Source organism: Streptomyces sp. NPDC048496, from assembly GCF_043200055.1.
In the GTDB taxonomy this organism is placed as follows: Bacteria; Actinomycetota; Actinomycetes; order Streptomycetales; family Streptomycetaceae; genus Streptomyces.
In genome coordinates this window covers 1-17,126 of the sequence record NZ_JBICXB010000008.1, presented here as the reverse complement: position 1 = coordinate 17,126, position 17,126 = coordinate 1, and the positions used below count along the sequence as shown (strand labels likewise).

Genomic DNA, 17,126 nt, shown 5'->3' with positions numbered 1-17,126 from the left:
ACGGCGGACCCTGCCGCCCTGGCAGAATCGGGAGGAGCCGTTCGTACGGGACGGCAAAAACGACTCCTGAAGGTCCCGCGGTCTCCATGCCCCCCACTCTCGCCTCGCTCGTCCAGCACTCGGCGCTCAAACTCACGGTGCGTGCGGGGGCGGACCGGCTCGACCAGCCCGTGCGCTGGGCGCATGCCAGCGAGCTCGCCGACCCCGTCCCTTACATGGAGGGTGGAGAACTCCTTCTCGTCACCGCCACCAACCTCGACGCGGAGAACCCCGAAGCGATGCGACGGTACGTGCGACGGCTGGCCGGCGCCGGAGTCGTCGGGCTGGGCTTCGCCGTGGGCGTCAACTACGACGACGTACCCCAGCCGCTGATCGACGCCGGGGAGGAGGCCGGGCTGCCGATCCTGGAAGTGCCGCGCCGCACCCCGTTCCTCGCCATCGCCAAGGCTGTTTCGTCGGAGATCGCCGCAGACCAGTACCGGGCGGTGACAGCGGGGTTCGAGGCCCAGCGGGATCTGACCAAGGCCGCACTCGCGGGGGACGGACCCGCCGAACTCCTCACCAGGCTCGCCGCGCAGGTCGACGGGTGGGCCGCGCTGTACGACGCCTCCGGTGCCGTCGTGGCCGCCGCCCCCGACTGGGCCGCCCGGCGTGCCGCCCGGCTCACCCCCGATGTGGAGCGCCTGCGGGAGCGTCCTGCTCCGGCGAGCGTGGTCGTCGGCGACACCGACGACCGGGTCGAGCTCCAGACCCTGGGCACCGGCCGCAGGGCCCGGGGCGCCCTGGCCGTGGGCACCGGTTCGGCTCTCGGCACCGCCGAGCGGTACGCCGTGCACTCGGCCGTCGCCCTGCTGACACTCACCACCGCCCGCTCGCGCTCCCTCCAGGGCGCTGAGCAGCGGCTCGGCGCGGCGGTGCTGCGCATGCTCCTGGCCGGCCAGCCGGACCACGCGCGGGCCGTTGCCGGGGATCTGTACGGAGGGCTGCTCGACGCTCCTTTCCGGCTGCTGATCGCGGAGGCGACCGAGCCGTCGACACAGGCGCTGCTCGGTGAGGCGATGGAAGCGGCGGCCTCCCGGGCCGGCGAGACGCTGTTGACGGTTCCCGAGGGTGAGCGGCTCGTCGTCCTGGCCGCGGACGGTGGTGCGGCTGTCGCCGCGTGCATGGCATACGCGGGGGCACAGGACGAGCGGACCCCACGCGACCAGAAGACCCCCGAGGAGGGGGAAGTGGTGATCGGGCTGTCCGCACCGGCGGGTCCGATCGCCGTATCCGCCGCGTACAAGCAGGCCGAACAGGCACTCTCGGTCGCTCGCCGCCGAGGCAGGGCCCTCGTCGAGCACGAAGAGCTGGCGGCCGGCTCGGTTCTGCCACTGCTCGCGGACGACGCGGTACGGGCCTTCGCGGACGGCATGCTCCGCGCCCTGTACGAGCACGACGCGAAGGGGCGCGGCGACCTCGTCGCCTCGCTGCGCGCCTGGCTCTCCCACCACGGTCAGTGGGACGCGGCCGCAGCCGACCTGGGCGTGCACCGCCACACCCTGCGCTACCGGATGCGGCGTGTGGAGGAGATCCTCGGCCGCTCCCTGGACGACCCGGATGTCCGGATGGAACTGTGGCTGGCACTGAAGGCCACCAGCTCCCCGTCGACGCCGTGAAACGGAGCCCGGCCGGCGCCTGAGGACGCCCCGCGCGCCGGACGGGTGCGGCACACCATGCCGACAGGCGCGGTCATCCGACAAACCGGCGCATGCCTGCCGCGCTTCGCTCCACGGCGGACAAGCGTCAGGGCGACGGCCCGGCCCTACGGTGGGGGACAAGACACCCACGACTCCGAAGGGCCGGAATCTCCATGACTTCCACCCACGCCTTCTGGCTCGCCGGCCGCCAGGCCACCGGCGAGGACAGCTTCGACGTCACCAACCCCTGGGACGGCCGTCTCGTCGGTACGGTCAGCGTGCCGACCGACGCGCAGATCGAGGAGGCCGTCGCCGCCGCGCACGCCGTGCGCGAGGAGTTCGCCGCGACGCCCGCCCACGTCCGCGCCGCTGCCCTCGACCACGTCGTACGACGTCTCGTGGAGCGCACCGAGGAGATCGCCCAGCTGATCTCCGCCGAGAACGGCAAGCCCATCAAGTGGGCGCGCGGCGAGGTCGGCCGCGCCGTCTCCGTGTTCCGGTTCGCCTCCGAGGAGGCCCGTCGCTTCAACGGCGGCGACGCCCAGCGCCTCGACACCGACGCCGGTGGCACCGGCCGTCTCGGGCTGACCCGGCGCTTCCCGCGCGGCACGGTCCTCGGTATCGCGCCCTTCAACTTCCCGCTGAACCTGAGCGCCCACAAGGTCGCCCCGGCCATTGCCGTCGGCGCCCCGATCATCCTGAAGCCCGCCCCGGCCACCCCGATCTCGTCGTTGATCCTCGGCGAGCTGCTGGCCGAGACCGACCTCCCGGCCGGTTCGTGGTCCGTGCTCACGGTGCCCAACGACCGTATGCCCGCCCTCGTCCAGGACGAGCGCCTGCCCGTGATCTCCTTCACGGGTTCCGGCCCGGTCGGCTACTCCATCCTGGAGTCGGTGCCGCGCAAGCACTGCACCCTGGAGCTGGGCGGCAACGGTGCGGCGGTCGTCCTCGGCGACTACGCCTCCGACGAGGACCTGGACTGGGCCGCGAGCCGGATCGCGACCTTCTCCAACTACCAGGGCGGCCAGTCCTGCATCTCGGTGCAGCGCGTCATCGCGGACGCCTCGGTCTACGACCGGCTCGTCCCGAAGATCGTCGCGGCTGTCGAGGCTCAGGTCACCGGCGACCCGTCCGACGCCGCCACCGACGTCGGCCCGCTCGTCAGCGAGGACGCCGCCAAGCGCGTCGAGTCCTGGGTGGACGAGGCTGTGCAGGCAGGCGCCCAGCTGCTCACCGGAGGCAAGCGGGACGGTGCCACCTATGCGCCGACCGTGCTTGCGGAACTCCCGGACGGCGTCAAGCTCTCCTGCGAGGAGGTCTTCGGACCGGTCCTGTCCGTACAGAAGGTGGACGGCGAGGCCGAGGCCTTCGCCTCGGTCAACTCCTCGAAGTACGGCCTGCAGGCAGGTGTGTTCACCCACGACCTGCAGACCGCGTTCCGTGCGCACCGGGCCCTTGAGGTCGGTGGCGTGATCATCGGCGACGTCCCGTCCTACCGTGCGGACCAGATGCCGTACGGCGGAGCCAAGCAGTCCGGCGTCGGCCGTGAGGGTGTTCGCTACGCGATGGACGACTACACCTACGAGCGCGTGCTGGTCCTCACCGGCCTCGCTCTGTAGCCCGTAAGCAGGATCGAACCGATCCACAGGAGCCGCCTGTAATCCGCCTGGACAGCACGACAGCAGGCGGCAGACGAACGGCCGGAGCCCACTGTGCGGGGGCTCCGGCCGTTCTCGCGTATCCGCACCCTGACCTGCGAAGACTGTCGGATCCTGACTGGTTCGTACGGCGTAGTGGGAACACCGTGGGAACACGCGGCTCAGTAAGCAGGACCAGGTCCTCGGCGAGATCCACGAGAACCCCAACGGAGTGCTGAAGCAGAAGATCCGGGACGTTGTCACCGAAGCGCTCAACGACCGCGCCGACAGCTGAGACCTCCGAACCCTCCCGAGCGCGGCGGCGAGCAACGCCCACGGGAGGGGTGGGTATCGCGCCCCGAATCCCCCAGGGGAGACACCACCCAGGTGTGCCCGGTCTTATGCCGGTTCGTACAGATGGGCCCGGCCGCCGCGCCATTCGATCCAGTGCGGGTCGTCGAGGCAATGCTCGGCGTCATAGATTCCGGCCCGCCGGAGAAGTTCGATCAGGTCGCGGTCGTCGTGGACGAGGCCGGCCATCTCATTATTGATCGTGACCGCCCGACCACCGGACGGTGCAGAGCGATGCACGACTATCGGGGCGCTCGTCATGCATCCAGGGTGCGCTTGCTCGGCTGCTCGTGCGAGCCGCGCATCACGCAGTTTCGTATCTGTGCGCTGCGGCTCCCTGCCACTCGACCACGGCCGGGTTGTCGAGGATCCGTTTCGGGTCTTTCAGTCCGGCGTCGGCGAGGAACACGATGAGGTCGTGATCGCTGTGAGCGAGTCCGAGCCGTTCGTCACGATTGTTGATGTGCACGATGACGGGCCGGGCGCCGGACGGGGTGGGTGCGTGGATGGTGATCGGTGGTGTTGCCATAACTCCAAGGGTGGCCCGAGGTGCCGGTGGGTGCATCCGGCTGGCCCAGGTGCGAAGGGCCTGGTCCGGCGTGAGGATCGGGGTACGGGCGGTGGTCCGGCTGCCCCGGCCCTGCCAGTAGGGATGCGGCCGAGAGAAGGTGGAGGCATGGCTATATCACTGAATCCCCCAGGGGAGACACCACCTGCCGAGGGCTCCATCAGCGAAGCCCACCAGGAACGCCCGGACGGAGGTATCTGGGAACACCCCGCCCTATGGGCAGGGCTCATTCTGCTGGGATCGGTCATTTTCGCCGCGTTTTTCATCGCGCGGATTTTCGGATACGGATGACCAACCGCACCCGGCGATGACCGGTGACCAGTCCTCGGCCGGAGCCGACGGCGATGAGCATCGGACGAGAGGGACCGGTGGTCCCCGTGGGCGCACCCGGGCGGCCCAGATGCGAGCCGCCCGGTCCGGCGGCGCGAGGATCGGCTGCCGGACTCGGGCCCTGCGCGCCTACCTCCGGTGGCGCGACGCCAACGCCCGCCACCCCGACGTCCTCGCAGCACAACGCCGCGAGCGCGCCCGAATCCGCAGCGAGAAAGGCATCCGCTGGGGCGGGCGACCGCTGAAAGCCGCCTGATCAGTCGCGGACGACGGCCTGAGCCGACTCGCTCACGCCGAGTTCCACGAGGACGCTGTGGAGCCTCCTCAGAGCCTCGTCTCCATCGGCGCGGTCCTCGATCTCCAAGTCGAGGTGGCATTGGCCCATGCCACCCCCGGCGCCCGTGATCTCACCGTCGTCCTCGAACGCGGCCTCCAAGGCATCCTCGACCTCGTCACGATCGACAGACAGACCAACGAAGACGATCTCCACGAACAAGCCAGGCTCCCTCCGAATCCGGTGAACCATACCGGTCACAGCACTGGCCCCCTCGGGTCAGGGCACGGTCCTGGGCGCAAGGTGGGGCCGCCTTCGACGCCTTCCGCATGCGGGCCCAGGAGTGGGCCCGCAGAGCTGGACGCGGCCATACGGGGCCGGACCGCTACGGTCGGTCGTCGTTGTGGCCGCAGGCCCGGTGTCGTCCGCCGTGCACCGCCGCGTAGGCCGACGGGCGGGGCGCGGCGGTGGCCCGGTCGAGTCGCGCGACCGCGGCCCGGCCCGCCGATGAGTGCGCGTCGTGGACGACCCGGCCGCCCACCAGAGTCAGCTCGACACGGGTGTCGCTGATGTCGGCCACAGGGCATTCCGTCACATCACGGTCGAGAACGATCAGATCCGCTGCCAGCCCAGGGCGGACGGTTCCCGTAAGCCGGTCCATGCGCAGCTGCCATGCTGTGCCGGACGTGTGCATCCGCAGCGCCGACGTACGGCTCAACCCCTCCAACTCCCGGTAGAGCGGCCCCTCGCCCTCCGCGCCCGTGCGGTCGATCGCCGTACGGATCTGGTTCCACACCTGGAGCGGGTCCACCGGCCAGTCCGAACCGCCCGAGAGCCGGGCCCCGTGCCGCTCCAGGGAGCGGGCGGGGTACATCCACCGGTGCCGCTCGGGCCCGATGTACGGCAGGAGCGCCTCCATCGTCCATGTGTCCTGTTCCGCCCACTGGAGCTGCATGCAGGCCACCACGTCCAGTGCGGCGAACCGCCCCAGATCCGCCGGGTCCACCAGCTGGAGGTGTGCGATGGTGTTCCGGGCGTCGCGCAGCCCGGTAGTGCGCCGGGCGTAGGCGTACCCGTCGAGCGCCGTGCGCACCGCGCGGTCGCCGAGCCCATGGGCGTGCAACTGCCAGCCGGCCCGGTTGAAGGCAGCGGTCAGCCGCCCGTAATCCTGCCCGGAGACATACAGATCACCCCGGTTGTCCGTCGGGCGTCCGGAGCCGTCCAGATAAGGCGCCAGGAGCGCCGCCGTCTGCGCCGGGTACTCGATCACCCCGTCGAGGAACACCTTGACCATCCCGAACCGCAGCCCAGGTACGTTACGGAAAGAGCGCTGCAGCCCGCGCGCATACGCGAGCGCCGCCTTCGGATCCTTCGCCAGGTCTGTGTCGATCCTGATCGCGGGGACGATCCGCTGCGGCAACGACCCCGCGTTCGCCAGAGCCTGATACGTCGCCAACTCGCTCTGCCCGACCAACGCGTCCATCATCGTGGTCACCCCGGAGGCCGCCGCCTGGGCGAGGACCCGGGAGCAGGCGGCGACCAGATCGGCCTCGCTCGGCTCCGGAATGTGGCGGGTCACCAGGGACTGGGCGTCGTCCTTGAGCACCCCGCTGGGCTGCCCGTCCGGCCCCTTCACGATCTTTCCGCCCACAGGTTCGGGGGTCGCCGCGGTGATGCCGGCGATCTCCAGGGCGCGGGCGTTGACCCAGGTGTTGTGGCCGTCGCCCCCGAGGAGGGCGACCGGGCGGCGGGTGGGGAGTTGGTCGAGCAGGGAGTGGTGGGGGAGGGTGCCATGCGGCAGCAGCCCGATCGGGTTCCAGTCAGAGACCACCAGCCAGCCGTCGGGCTCCTGGCCGGGCGTGTCCTGGAGGAAACCGGTGAGGATCGCGAGGAGTTCCTCGGCGGTCGTCTCGGCGCCCTCCAGGGAGGGGCGCAGTGAGCGGTCGCCCGCGCCGAGCGGGTGCACATGGCCGTCGTGGATGCCGCTCATCACGGTCGCCCCGCGCGCGTCGACGATGTCGGTGCCCCGTCCGACGAGGCGCTGCAGTTCGCGGCCCCGGCCGGTGGCGAGAATCCGGCCGTCGCGCCCGACGGCCACGGCCTCGACGGGGCGGGCACCGGGCAGCCCGGTGAACACCCGTGCATTGTGGACGACCATGGCCGCGGCACTCCGCTGCGCGGCACTCCGATGCGCGGCGGCCGCGGGGCCGGCCGCCGCACCCACCAGTCCGGCCGCACCCGCGGCGAGCATGGTCCGCCGGGCGAGAGAAGAAGTCATGGCCACTCCAAGGGTTGGGCTGCATACGCTGTGGCCGGACCCTCGTTGATTAACGCCGTAACCAGAACCCGCCCGCAATGACGGAATCCGTAGGATGACGCCATGCCAGGGCCCACCCTCGCCGATGTGGCACGTGCCGCAGAGGTCTCCACCGCCACCGTCTCGCACGCTCTCAACGGAACAGGCCGGCTCGCCGACTCCACGCGCCGCCGGGTCCGCGAGGTGGCCACCATGCTCGGTTACGGCTCCCAGCGGACCCCGCGGACCGGAAAAATTCTGGGCGTGGCCGTCACGACCTACGCCGGATCGGCCTGGAACTTCTTCGACGTCCCGTACTTCGCCCGGCTCCTCACCGTCGCCACCGCCACCGCGCACGCCCACGGCTATGCCCTGACGATCCTCCCCGCCACCTGCGGGGCCGAGACGCCCTGGCACACCCTCACCGTGGACGGCATGCTGCTCCTCGACAGCCCCACGGACGACCCGGTGCTACGTGCGCTGCGCGCCCGGGGCATCCCGCTCGTCTTCGACGGCCGACCCGTCGATCCGAGGCCCGGGGACGTCTGGGTCGACAACGACCACACCGCCACCACCCGCGAAGTCCTCGGCCACCTGGCCGCCTCGGGCGCCCGACGGATCGCCCTGCACGCCGGGTACGGCGACGAGCACTACACCCGGGCTGTGACCCGCGCGTACGAGCAGTGGTGCCACGAACACGGCCGGACTCCACTGGTCGTCACCTTCGACCCGTACGACGCCCCGGGCCACGGCTTCGACGCCGTCTTCGCCGCCCGCGCCTGCGACGCGGTCTACACGGTCTACGACCGCGGCGGCCGCCAGGTCCTGGCCGCAGCGGCTCGTCACGGCCTGCGGATCCCCGACGACCTCCTCCTCGTCTGCGCCAGCGAGGACCAGGCCTACGCCGAGAACGATCCGTCGGTGAGCACTGTGACCCTGCACCCCGCAACGATCGCCGAGACCGCGGTGACGGCCCTGGTCTCCCGCCTGTCTCCCACCACCACCCCGCCACCACCCCCTGGCGCCCTGACGGTCCCGGCGGTCCTCCACCCCCGCCGCTCCTCACGCGGCCGGGCCCGGCTTGCCTGCACCCGACCGGGAGGTTGATGACGCGCCCCTGTCGATTGTGGGGCATGGAAGGACCTCCGGACGTAGGGCCTTCTCCGCGCCGAGATCAGCAACAGCTTCCCGGCCTCCCGCCGTCGGGGGAACCTCAGGTGGACCGGGTGTCTGCCTGACTTGGGCAAGCAACGGCCCCGGCAACCAGTCGCCTGGGTGCCGGGGCAGTTGCATCTGGGGCAGGGTCAGCTCGCGATGGGTTAACCGGATGAGCTGCAGCATTTTTCGGTCAGCTTGGTGGCTGACCGGGCTCGTGGAGCCCGGGAATGGGTACCCGCAGGTCAGGCAACTTCGCGTTCGCGGTTCCCGTGGGAACACGGCGGCGAGCTGAAACGGCTTGGAACGGGCAGGAACGGGTCGAGATGGGCCGAAGCGCTGAGCGGTTCGTGCAGGTCAGAGGAAAACTGCAGGTCAGGGCGTTGTAGTGGGCCCACTGTGCGGGGGCTCCGGCCGTTCTCATGCATCCTCATCCTGACCTGCGAGAACCGTCGAAAATCGGCTGATTCCGGTGGCGGCGTCCACGGCGACGAGGTGGCTGCCCGTGGTGGTGTAGCCGAAGTAGTGGACGGTGGAGCCGGAGACGGTCGCGCCGCCGTAGGCGTAGCCGTCGTAGCGGCCGGTCTCCGAGGATCCGGGGAGGGTGTAGCTCCACTTCTTCGCGCCGGTCGCTGCGTCCACCGCGGTCAGGGTGCCACGCATCTCGGTGACGTAGACGGTCCCTTCGTGCACCACGGGCGTGGACTGGACCAGGCTGTCGGTGGCGAAGTGCCACTTCGTCCGGCCGGTGGCGAGGTCGACGGCGTCCACGCCGTTGCCCTTGGACCCGTCGGTGTCCCAGGTGCCGATGTACGCGGTTCCGTTCGCGACCACCGGGGAGGACATGCCGATGGTGGAGCCGGTGCGGTGGGTCCAGGCGTTGGTGAGGCTGCCGGAGCCGAGGCTCCCGGGCTGCACTCCGGTGTGGAGGGCGTCCCCGTGGAACTCGGGCACGTCTGCGCCCGGGAGCAGCTGGTCGGCCTTCGGTACGACGGTGAAGCGGCTCGTGGTGGACCAGCTGTTGCCCGCGTCGTCGAAGGCGGTGACCTTGGCGGTGTGGTCGCCGAGTGCCAGGTGGCGGGTGTCCCACGGCGCCGACCACGAGAACTTGCCGGTGGGCCGCAGGTTCGGGACCTTGTGGCCGTCGATGCGGACCTCGGCCCGCACCACATGGCTGGAGGTGTTGTAGGCGTCCACCTGGAACTCGGTACGCCCCTGGCCGACCTGGGAGCCAGGCGCAGGCGAGGTGACCGCGATCGTGTGCTCCTGGTTGAACATCCGGAACTCGGCCTTTACCTTACCGTCGCGCATGGTGACCTCGCGGAAGCCGATGGGCGAGTGGTCGTCGTTGTACGTTGCCGAGGCCGTGTTGTACTCCACCGCGCCGTCCAGCAGGTGGGGGTCGGTGAAGTTGGTGTGCATGTGACCGTTGAAGATGGCCCTGACGTCGTAGCCCTTGAGTAGTGCGAGCAGGGCGTTGATCTGCCCGGTGGAGCCGCCGGGGTCGGGGGTGTCCAGCGGCTCGTGGGTGTTGACCACGATCTGCTTGCTGGTGCCGTCGACGTTCTTGCCGTTCAGCTCCAGGTCCTGCTTCAACCAGGCCATCTGCACCGGATCGCCGAGGCCGCCGTTGTTCTCGAGCTGGACGAAGTGGGTGTTGCCGTAGTCGAAGGAGTACCAGGAAGGCCCGAGCAGCGAGCGGTAGTTGCCGACGCCGCCGTCCCCGCCGCCGTGGTCGTGGTTGCCCGTCAGCGGCCAGATCGGGAGCTTGGAGTTCGCTGAGCCCTTGAGCCATGCCTGCCAGTGGGAGGGCGCACCGTCGCCGCTGAGGTCTCCGGTGGCCGCGATGAAGGCCGGCTTGGTGGGCAATGCGGCGATGTCGTTCAACTGCTTGGCGAGCTTGCCCGGGGTGACGCCACGCCGTCCGCGGGCGCCTCCGGACCGTCGGGGCTGGTCACGTGGGTGTCGGTGATCTGTGCGAAGGTGAAGTCAGGCCGCTCGCTGGCCTTGTCTCGCCGCAGATCGAAGTTCTGGGTGAGGGTGGCGTCGGCCTCCGGTGAGCCGAGGTCGCGGTAGAAGCGCGGAACCCGGTTGCTGCCGAGGGTGGCCGAGTAGCCGCGCGGCATGGTGATGTTGACGATGGTGCGAGTCCACTGGTTGAGGTCAGCGGAGAGCACGTAGCGGCCGTCGCTGTCGGTGCGGACGACGGTCGCGCCGTCCGAGACGGACACACCGGCCAGCCCCGGCTCGTTCTTGTCCTGGGCGCCGTCGCCGTTCTTGTCGTCGAAGACGGTGCCCTGGACGGTGGCATGGCGCGGGGGGCGGGGGGCGATGTCGAAGTTCACCGGCGCGGCGAGTGCCTGGTACCCGTTGTTGGCCAGCAGGTACGCGGAGTAGGAACCGGCGGGCAGACCGGAGGTGTCCAGGGTCGCTGTGCCACTGGCGTTCGGGACGTAGACCCAGGTGAGCGAGGCCCCGTCGCCAGGCTTGCGGTTTGCCGGGTAGATGCCGATCCAGTTCGTGGCGCTGGGAGCGTCTGTGGCGTAGCTGAAAGTGAGCTTCTGACCCACCTGGGGCTGCTGGGTGACCAGTGTGAGGGTGGATGCGCTCACGGCCGACTGCGCACTGCTGATCGGCGCGGCGGAGGAGGCGGGCGCGCCCACCACAGCCAGAACAACGGCGCAGGACCCAGCCAGTACTGCGGATCGGATACGGGAAGAGGGCACGCTGTACTCCTTGCGGTGCGGAAAGTTGTCTTGACAACTCCGGCCAACACAGCAGAGGAAAAGGTGTCCCGTAGGTGTTGCAGCGAAGTACTGCACACGATGATCGTGTGTCTCCGCTGGACGGCTCCAGGCCGGCTGCGCACAGCGCGGTGGTGCCGATCCCGTTCGGAGCGTCCGCGGCGGCCTGGGCGGCGCGAGCCTCGGCCGGCTCAGCGGTGAGCGGGACCAGGGCAGGCTTCGGGCGGATCATCGCGATGACGGTCTCGACCCGGCCGTTCCCGCTTCCCCCTCGACCCGGCCCGACCGCAGTTCGCCCGCTGAACGTGCCACTGGAGTGGCTCCCGACCCGATCGGTGTTCGGGGGATGGCGGGAGGGCCGGTAATCGGGTACATCAGGACAAGTAGCACCGGTTGGTACGGCTCGGTAGGCGCCCATGCGCGCTCCGCGCGGACCGGCCGCGTCCGCCCACTCCACAACGCGGCGAGGTGAGCTCCTCATGTCCGCACCATCCGCTCCGAAGAACACGCCCAAGGTCACCGAGCGTGAAGCGCGTCAAGTGGCCGAAGCCGCACGCGAGCAGGACTGGCGCAAGCCCAGTTTCGCCAAGGAACTCTTCCTCGGCCGCTTCCGGCTGGACCTGATTCATCCGCATCCAATGCCGCCCGGCGACGACGTCCGGCGCGGCGAGGCGTTCCTCGCCCGGTTGCGCGACTTCTGCGAAACCAAGATCGACGGCGCTCTGATCGACCGTGAGGCGAAGATCCCCGACGAGGTCATCAACGGCCTCAAGGAGCTCGGCGCCCTCGGGATGAAGATCGACCCGAAGTACGGCGGCCTGGGACTCACCCAGGTCTACTACAACAGGGCGCTCGCCCTGGTCGGCTCCGCCAACCCGGCGATCGGCGCGCTGCTCTCCGCCCACCAGTCCATCGGCGTACCGCAGCCGCTGAAGCTCTTCGGCAGCCAGGAGCAGAAGGACACGTTCCTTCCCCGGCTCGCCCGCACCGACATCTCGGCGTTTCTCCTCACCGAACCGGATGTCGGCTCCGACCCTGCCCGGCTCGCCACCTCGGCCGTTCCGGACGGTTCCGACTACATCCTCGACGGTGTGAAGCTGTGGACGACCAATGGCGTCGTCGCCGACCTGCTGGTCGTCATGGCCCGCGTCCCGAAGTCGGTCGGCCACAAGGGCGGCATCACCGCGTTCGTCGTCGAGGCGGACGCCCCGGGCATCACCGTGGAGAACCGCAACGCCTTCATGGGGCTGCGCGGGCTCGAGAACGGCGTGACCCGCTTCCACCGCGTCCGGGTCCCGGCCGCCAACCGTATCGGCCCCGAGGGAGCCGGTCTCAAGATCGCCCTCACCACGCTCAACACGGGCCGGCTGTCGCTCCCCGCCATGTGCGTCGGAGCGGGAAAGTGGTGCCTGAAGATCGCCCGCGAATGGTCGGCGGTCCGCGAACAGTGGGGCAGGCCGGTTGCCCGGCACGAAGCCGTCGGCGCCAAGATCTCCTTCATCGCGGCCACCACATTCGCCCTGGAAGCAGTTGTCGACCTCGCCTCGCAGATGGCGGACGAGGATCGCAACGACATCCGCATCGAGGCCGCCCTGGCCAAGCTGTACGGCTCCGAGATGGGCTGTCTCATGGCCGACGAACTGGTCCAGATCCGGGGCGGCCGTGGCTTCGAGACCGCCGACTCCCTCGCCGCCAGGGGCGAACGGGCCGTCCCCGCCGAACAGCTCCTCCGTGACCTGCGGATCAACCGGATCTTCGAGGGCTCGACAGAGATCATGCATCTGTTGATCGCCCGCGAGGCCGTCGACGCCCACCTGAAAGTCGCCGGAGATCTTATCGACCCCGACAAGCCCCTCTCGGCCAAGGCGAAGGCGGGAGCGAACGCGGCCGGCTTCTACGCCCGCTGGTTGCCCAAGCTTGTCACCGGGCCAGGTCAACTGCCGCGCACCTACAACGAGTTCCATCCACCCGGGTACCCGGACCTGTCCACCCATCTGCGCTACGTCGAACGCTCTGCCCGCAAACTGGCCCGCTCCACCTTCTACGCGATGTCGCGGTGGCAAGGACGCATGGAGACCAAGCAGGGCTTTCTCGGCAGGATCGTCGACATCGGTGCCGAACTCTTCGCGATGAGCGCCGCCTGCGTCCGTGCCGAACTTCTGCGCACCACCGACGAGCACGGCCGGGAGGCCTACCAACTCGCCGACGCCTTCTGCCACCAGTCCCGCATTCGCGTCGAGGAACTCTTCACCCGCCTGTGGTCCAACACCGACCAGCTCGACCGGCACGTGGTGGACGGCGTCCTCTCCGGCGCGTACCTCTGGTTGGAGGAGGGCGTCGTCGACCCGAGCGGTGAGGGCCCCTGGATCGCCGATGCCACTCCCGGCCCGGCAACCAAGGACAACGTCCACCGCCCCATCCGCTGACCGCCGGCCCATCGCGCCGGCCGGCCGGGCCGGGCGGGGGCGCCCACTTGCTGGACGCTCCCCGCCCGGCCGTGTGCCGCACGGCAGGATGGGGTCCCGTGACCGTCATCGGCATCCCCGGTTCCACGTCCGTCACCGCACGCGCCCTGTTCCTGGCTGCTGCCGCGAACGGCTTCAGCACCTTTGTGCGCCCCCTGCGCTCGGTCACCTGGAACGCTTCGATCTGCCCGGAGCCGTCACAGCCGCCCATGCCCGCGCCACGGCGCTCACCCGCGCCGCCCTCGGCGAGGACGCCGACGCCTGGTGGGCCGCCGCCCACAGGCTGCCGGAATTCACAGGAACACTTCCTGAGCCGCTCCTCCCGGAGGTCTCCGGGGACGCGCTGTCCTCCCGCCGGGCCGATGCGGCAACAATGGGGGGCATGAGCGACAGCCCTGCCCCCCTCGCCGACCCGCACCTCGTCTTCGACGCAGTGGAAGGACGCCGGGATCTCGTCATCCTCGGCTCCACCGGGTCCATCGGCACCCAGGCCATCGACCTGGTGTTGCGTAACCCCGACCGCTTCCGCGTCACCGCGCTCTCCGCCGCGGGAGGCCGGGTTGCCCTCCTCGCGGAGCAGGCGCGGAGACTGAGGGTGCGCACCGTCGCCGTCGCCGTACCGGACGCGGTGCCGGCCCTCCGCGAAGCGCTGCGCGAGCAGTACGGCACCGGGGAACCGCTTCCTGAGATCCTGGCGGGGCCGGACGCCGCCACGCAGCTCGCCGGGAGCGCCTGCCACACCGTGCTCAACGGAATCACCGGCTCGATCGGTCTGGCCCCCACGCTCGCCGCGCTGGAGGCCGGCCGTACGCTCGCCCTCGCCAACAAGGAATCGCTGATCGTGGGCGGACCGCTGGTGAAGGCTCTGGCCAAGCCGGGCCAGATCATCCCGGTCGACTCCGAGCACGCCGCGCTCTTCCAGGCGCTCGCCGCCGGCACCCGGGCCGATGTCCGGAAGCTTGTCGTCACCGCATCCGGCGGACCGTTCCGGGGACGGACGAAGAGCGAGCTGGCGAGCGTCACCCGTGAGCAGGCGCTCGCGCACCCCACCTGGGCCATGGGCCCGGTGATCACGATCAACTCCGCCACCCTGGTCAACAAGGGACTGGAGGTCATCGAGGCGCATCTCCTCTACGACATCCCGTTCGAGCGGATCGAAGTCGTCGTCCACCCCCAGTCGTACGTTCACTCCATGGTGGAGTTCACCGACGGCTCCACCCTCGCCCAGGCCACCCCGCCGGATATGCGCGGACCGATCGCCATCGGCCTGGGCTGGCCGGAGCGCATCCCGGACGCGGCACCCGCTTTCGACTGGTCGAAGGCGTCCAGCTGGGAGTTCTTCCCGCTCGACAACGACGCCTTCCCGTCCGTGGGCCTGGCCCGACACGTCGGTGGGCTCGGCGGCACCGCGCCGGCGGTGTTCAACGCCGCGAACGAGGAGTGCGTGGACGCTTTCCTGGCGGGACAGCTGCCGTTCAACGGAATCATGGATACGGTCACGGCGGTGGTGGCCGAACACGGCACCCCTCCCACGGGAACTTCACTCACGGTCGCAGACGTCCTGGAAGCGGAGACCTGGGCACGCGCCCGGGCCCGTGAACTCTCGGCGAAAGCGACAGCGGAGGCGCGCGCATGAGTATTACGACGGTCCTGTTGACGATTCTGGGCATCGTCGTCTTCGTCATCGGGCTGCTGTTCTCGATCGCCTGGCACGAACTGGGACACCTGTCGACCGCGAAGCTCTTCGGGATCCGCGTCCCGCAGTACATGGTCGGCTTCGGTCCGACCATCTGGTCGCGGAAGAAGGGCGACACCGAGTACGGGATCAAGGCCATCCCGGCCGGTGGCTACATCCGCATGATCGGCATGTTCCCGCCCGGTCAGGACGGACGGATCGAGGCGCGCTCCACCTCGCCGTGGCGAGGAATGATCGAGGACGCCCGAGAAGCTGCTTTCGAGGAACTCGAACCGGGTGACGAGAAGCGCCTCTTCTACACGCGCAAGCCATGGAAGCGCGTGATCGTCATGTTCGCCGGACCGTTCATGAACCTGGTCCTGGCCGTCGCGATCTTCCTCGGTGTGGCGATGACCTTCGGCTTCCAGACGCAGACCACCGAGGTCGCGGGCGTCCAGAAATGCGTGATCGACCAGAGCGAGAAGCGGGACGCCTGCAAGAAGACCGACCCGGTCTCGCCCGCGCAGGCCGCCGGACTGAAGAAGGGCGACAAGATCGTCGCCTTCGACGGTCAGAAGGTGGACGACTGGGCCGCCCTCTCCGACCGGATCCGCGCCACCATCGGCCCCGCCACCATCACCGTCGAGCGCGGCGGCCAGGAGACGACGCTCCACGCCGTGCTGCAGAAGAACATGGTGGCCAAGAAGGACTCCAAGGGCGAGGTAGTCCCCGGGAAGTTCGTTCCGGCCGGATACCTCGGCTTCGCCGCCCAGACCGAGATCGTCCCCCTCTCCTTCGGCGACTCGGTCGTCCGCATGGGAGACATGATCGAGAACGGCGTCGACTCGATCATCGCCCTCCCGTCCAAGATCCCGGGCCTGTGGAGCGCGGCCTTCGGAGACGGCGAGCGAGCGGCCGACTCCCCGGTCGGCGTCGTGGGCGCGGCCAGGATCGGCGGCGAGGTGATGGCGCTGGACATCCCGGCGACGAACCAGATCGCGATGATGCTGTTCCTGCTGGCCGGCTTCAACCTCTCGCTGTTCCTCTTCAACATGCTGCCCCTGCTGCCGCTCGACGGCGGGCACATCGCGGGAGCGCTCTGGGAGTCCCTGCGCCGCAATGTGGCGCGGGTCTTCAAGCGCCCCGACCCCGGCCCCTTCGACGTGGCCAAGCTGATGCCGGTCGCCTATGTCGTCGCCGGCGTCTTCATCTGCTTCACACTGCTCGTCCTGGTGGCCGACATCGTCAATCCGGTCAAGATCTCCTGACCGGCCTGAGAGCCTGTCGGGTGACCTCTGATCGGGCGGCCACGCCCTGGCACGCACGCTTCCCGCGTTGCCGAAATGCCCTAGTAGCTCCGCTACGAGGACCTTCCAGCGCCTTGGAATCGCACGCACCAGACCGCGTCCGCTTTCCGATCGAAGGTCACCCGACAGGCTCTGAGGCGACGGCCGGCCCGAGACATGGGCCGGCCCGGAGCGTCGCCGGTCCCGGGCACCCATGGGCTTGGCGCCCGCCCGGCCGGCGCGTCGGCCTGCCATGCGTCGCGCCGGACGACCCCGGCGCGATGATCGGGCAGATCGAGCCGGGCGCACCACAGGCGGTGACCGGGCATACATCTGATCTGATGTCCGGGCGCCTCTGTTTGTACGGACTTCGGGATGCGGTGTGCTCCGGGTTCCCCCCGGTGCCGTAACCTCGAAGGCCGGAGCCCGCCGATCTCGGGACCTTGATCCACACCTTGGGGATGCTCAGCGCATGACTGCGATTTCTCTCGGAATGCCGTCCGTTCCGACCAAGCTCGCCGACCGGAGGGTCAGCCGCAAGATCCAGGTCGGGTCGGTGGCGGTCGGTGGAGATGCGCCGGTGTCGGTGCAGTCGATGACCACGACCCGTACGTCGGACGTCGGTGCGACGTTGCAGCAGATCGCGGAATTGACGGCGTCGGGCTG

The 17,126-nt window shown here is 69.7% G+C and carries 14 protein-coding genes and 1 pseudogene; 9 read left to right on the top strand and 6 right to left on the bottom strand.

All coding sequences use genetic code 11. The features are described from left to right. The first annotated feature begins 86 nt into the window (after window positions 1-86). Entirely contained in the window at window positions 87-1,658 is a 1,572-nt protein-coding gene (locus tag ACGFSA_RS11145) for a PucR family transcriptional regulator (protein ID WP_393302867.1), read from the top strand. A gap of 194 nt (window positions 1,659-1,852) precedes the next feature. Further along, window positions 1,853-3,298: an aldehyde dehydrogenase family protein gene (locus ACGFSA_RS11140; protein ID WP_037689742.1), complete on the top strand. Its 1,446-nt coding sequence runs from the start codon at window positions 1,853-1,855 to the stop codon at window positions 3,296-3,298. Window positions 3,299-3,715: 417 nt separating this feature from the next. Here ACGFSA_RS11140 and ACGFSA_RS11135 read toward each other — a convergent pair whose 3' ends face one another. Both ACGFSA_RS11135 and ACGFSA_RS11130 read right to left on the bottom strand, forming a co-directional pair. After that, a complete protein-coding gene (locus ACGFSA_RS11135; RefSeq protein ID WP_393302865.1) occupies window positions 3,716-3,928 on the bottom strand; it encodes a hypothetical protein in 213 nt (70 codons plus the stop codon). Window positions 3,929-3,971: 43 nt separating this feature from the next. Next, window positions 3,972-4,196 carry a hypothetical protein gene (locus tag ACGFSA_RS11130; protein ID WP_393302863.1) on the bottom strand — a complete coding sequence of 75 codons (225 nt, stop codon included), beginning with the start codon at window positions 4,194-4,196 and terminating at the stop codon, window positions 3,972-3,974. 147 nt (window positions 4,197-4,343) lie between these two features. Here ACGFSA_RS11130 and ACGFSA_RS11125 point away from each other — a divergent pair, with 147 nt between their 5' ends. Further along, window positions 4,344-4,526 (top strand): DUF6480 family protein, encoded by a 183-nt coding sequence (locus tag ACGFSA_RS11125; protein ID WP_345515775.1) that lies wholly within the window; start codon window positions 4,344-4,346, stop codon window positions 4,524-4,526. A gap of 148 nt (window positions 4,527-4,674) precedes the next feature. Next, window positions 4,675-4,821, top strand: a pseudogene (locus ACGFSA_RS11120) (IS630 family transposase); the annotation flags it as partial. Here the strand turns inward: ACGFSA_RS11120 and ACGFSA_RS11115 are convergent. Both ACGFSA_RS11115 and ACGFSA_RS11110 read right to left on the bottom strand, forming a co-directional pair. Further along, a complete protein-coding gene (locus tag ACGFSA_RS11115; protein WP_393303172.1) occupies window positions 4,822-5,055 on the bottom strand; it encodes a hypothetical protein in 234 nt (77 codons plus the stop codon). It abuts the pseudogene before it with no gap. Between the two features lie 169 nt (window positions 5,056-5,224). After that, a complete protein-coding gene (locus tag ACGFSA_RS11110; protein ID WP_393302861.1) occupies window positions 5,225-7,117 on the bottom strand; it encodes an amidohydrolase in 1,893 nt (630 codons plus the stop codon). 102 nt (window positions 7,118-7,219) lie between these two features. On the opposite strand from ACGFSA_RS11110, the gene ACGFSA_RS11105 reads away from it, so the two are divergent. Further along, a complete protein-coding gene (locus tag ACGFSA_RS11105; RefSeq protein ID WP_393302859.1) occupies window positions 7,220-8,242 on the top strand; it encodes a LacI family DNA-binding transcriptional regulator in 1,023 nt (340 codons plus the stop codon). A gap of 468 nt (window positions 8,243-8,710) precedes the next feature. Here the strand turns inward: ACGFSA_RS11105 and ACGFSA_RS11100 are convergent, their stop codons facing one another. Next, complete coding sequence (locus ACGFSA_RS11100) at window positions 8,711-10,177, bottom strand: PQQ-binding-like beta-propeller repeat protein (RefSeq protein ID WP_393302857.1); 1,467 nt, start codon at window positions 10,175-10,177, stop codon at window positions 8,711-8,713. Then, complete coding sequence (locus ACGFSA_RS11095; protein WP_393302855.1) at window positions 10,174-11,016, bottom strand: metallophosphoesterase N-terminal domain-containing protein; 843 nt, start codon at window positions 11,014-11,016, stop codon at window positions 10,174-10,176. The genes ACGFSA_RS11100 and ACGFSA_RS11095 overlap by 4 nt, the downstream gene beginning before the upstream one ends. Window positions 11,017-11,513: 497 nt before the next feature. Here ACGFSA_RS11095 and ACGFSA_RS11090 point away from each other — a divergent pair, with 497 nt between their 5' ends. The 4 genes from ACGFSA_RS11090 to ACGFSA_RS11075 form a co-directional block, all read left to right on the top strand. Continuing rightward, on the top strand, window positions 11,514-13,460 hold the full coding sequence (locus tag ACGFSA_RS11090) for an acyl-CoA dehydrogenase family protein (RefSeq protein WP_393302853.1): 1,947 nt from the start codon (window positions 11,514-11,516) through the stop codon (window positions 13,458-13,460). A gap of 412 nt (window positions 13,461-13,872) precedes the next feature. Further along, window positions 13,873-15,135 (top strand): 1-deoxy-D-xylulose-5-phosphate reductoisomerase, encoded by a 1,263-nt coding sequence (gene dxr, locus ACGFSA_RS11085; RefSeq protein ID WP_393302851.1) that lies wholly within the window; start codon window positions 13,873-13,875, stop codon window positions 15,133-15,135. Then, window positions 15,132-16,442 (top strand): M50 family metallopeptidase, encoded by a 1,311-nt coding sequence (locus ACGFSA_RS11080; RefSeq protein WP_393302849.1) that lies wholly within the window; start codon window positions 15,132-15,134, stop codon window positions 16,440-16,442. Before dxr ends, ACGFSA_RS11080 begins: the two co-directional genes overlap by 4 nt. A 490-nt stretch (window positions 16,443-16,932) precedes the next feature. Beyond that, on the top strand, window positions 16,933-17,126 hold a 194-nt coding region (locus tag ACGFSA_RS11075), incomplete at its 3' end, for a flavodoxin-dependent (E)-4-hydroxy-3-methylbut-2-enyl-diphosphate synthase (protein WP_393302847.1).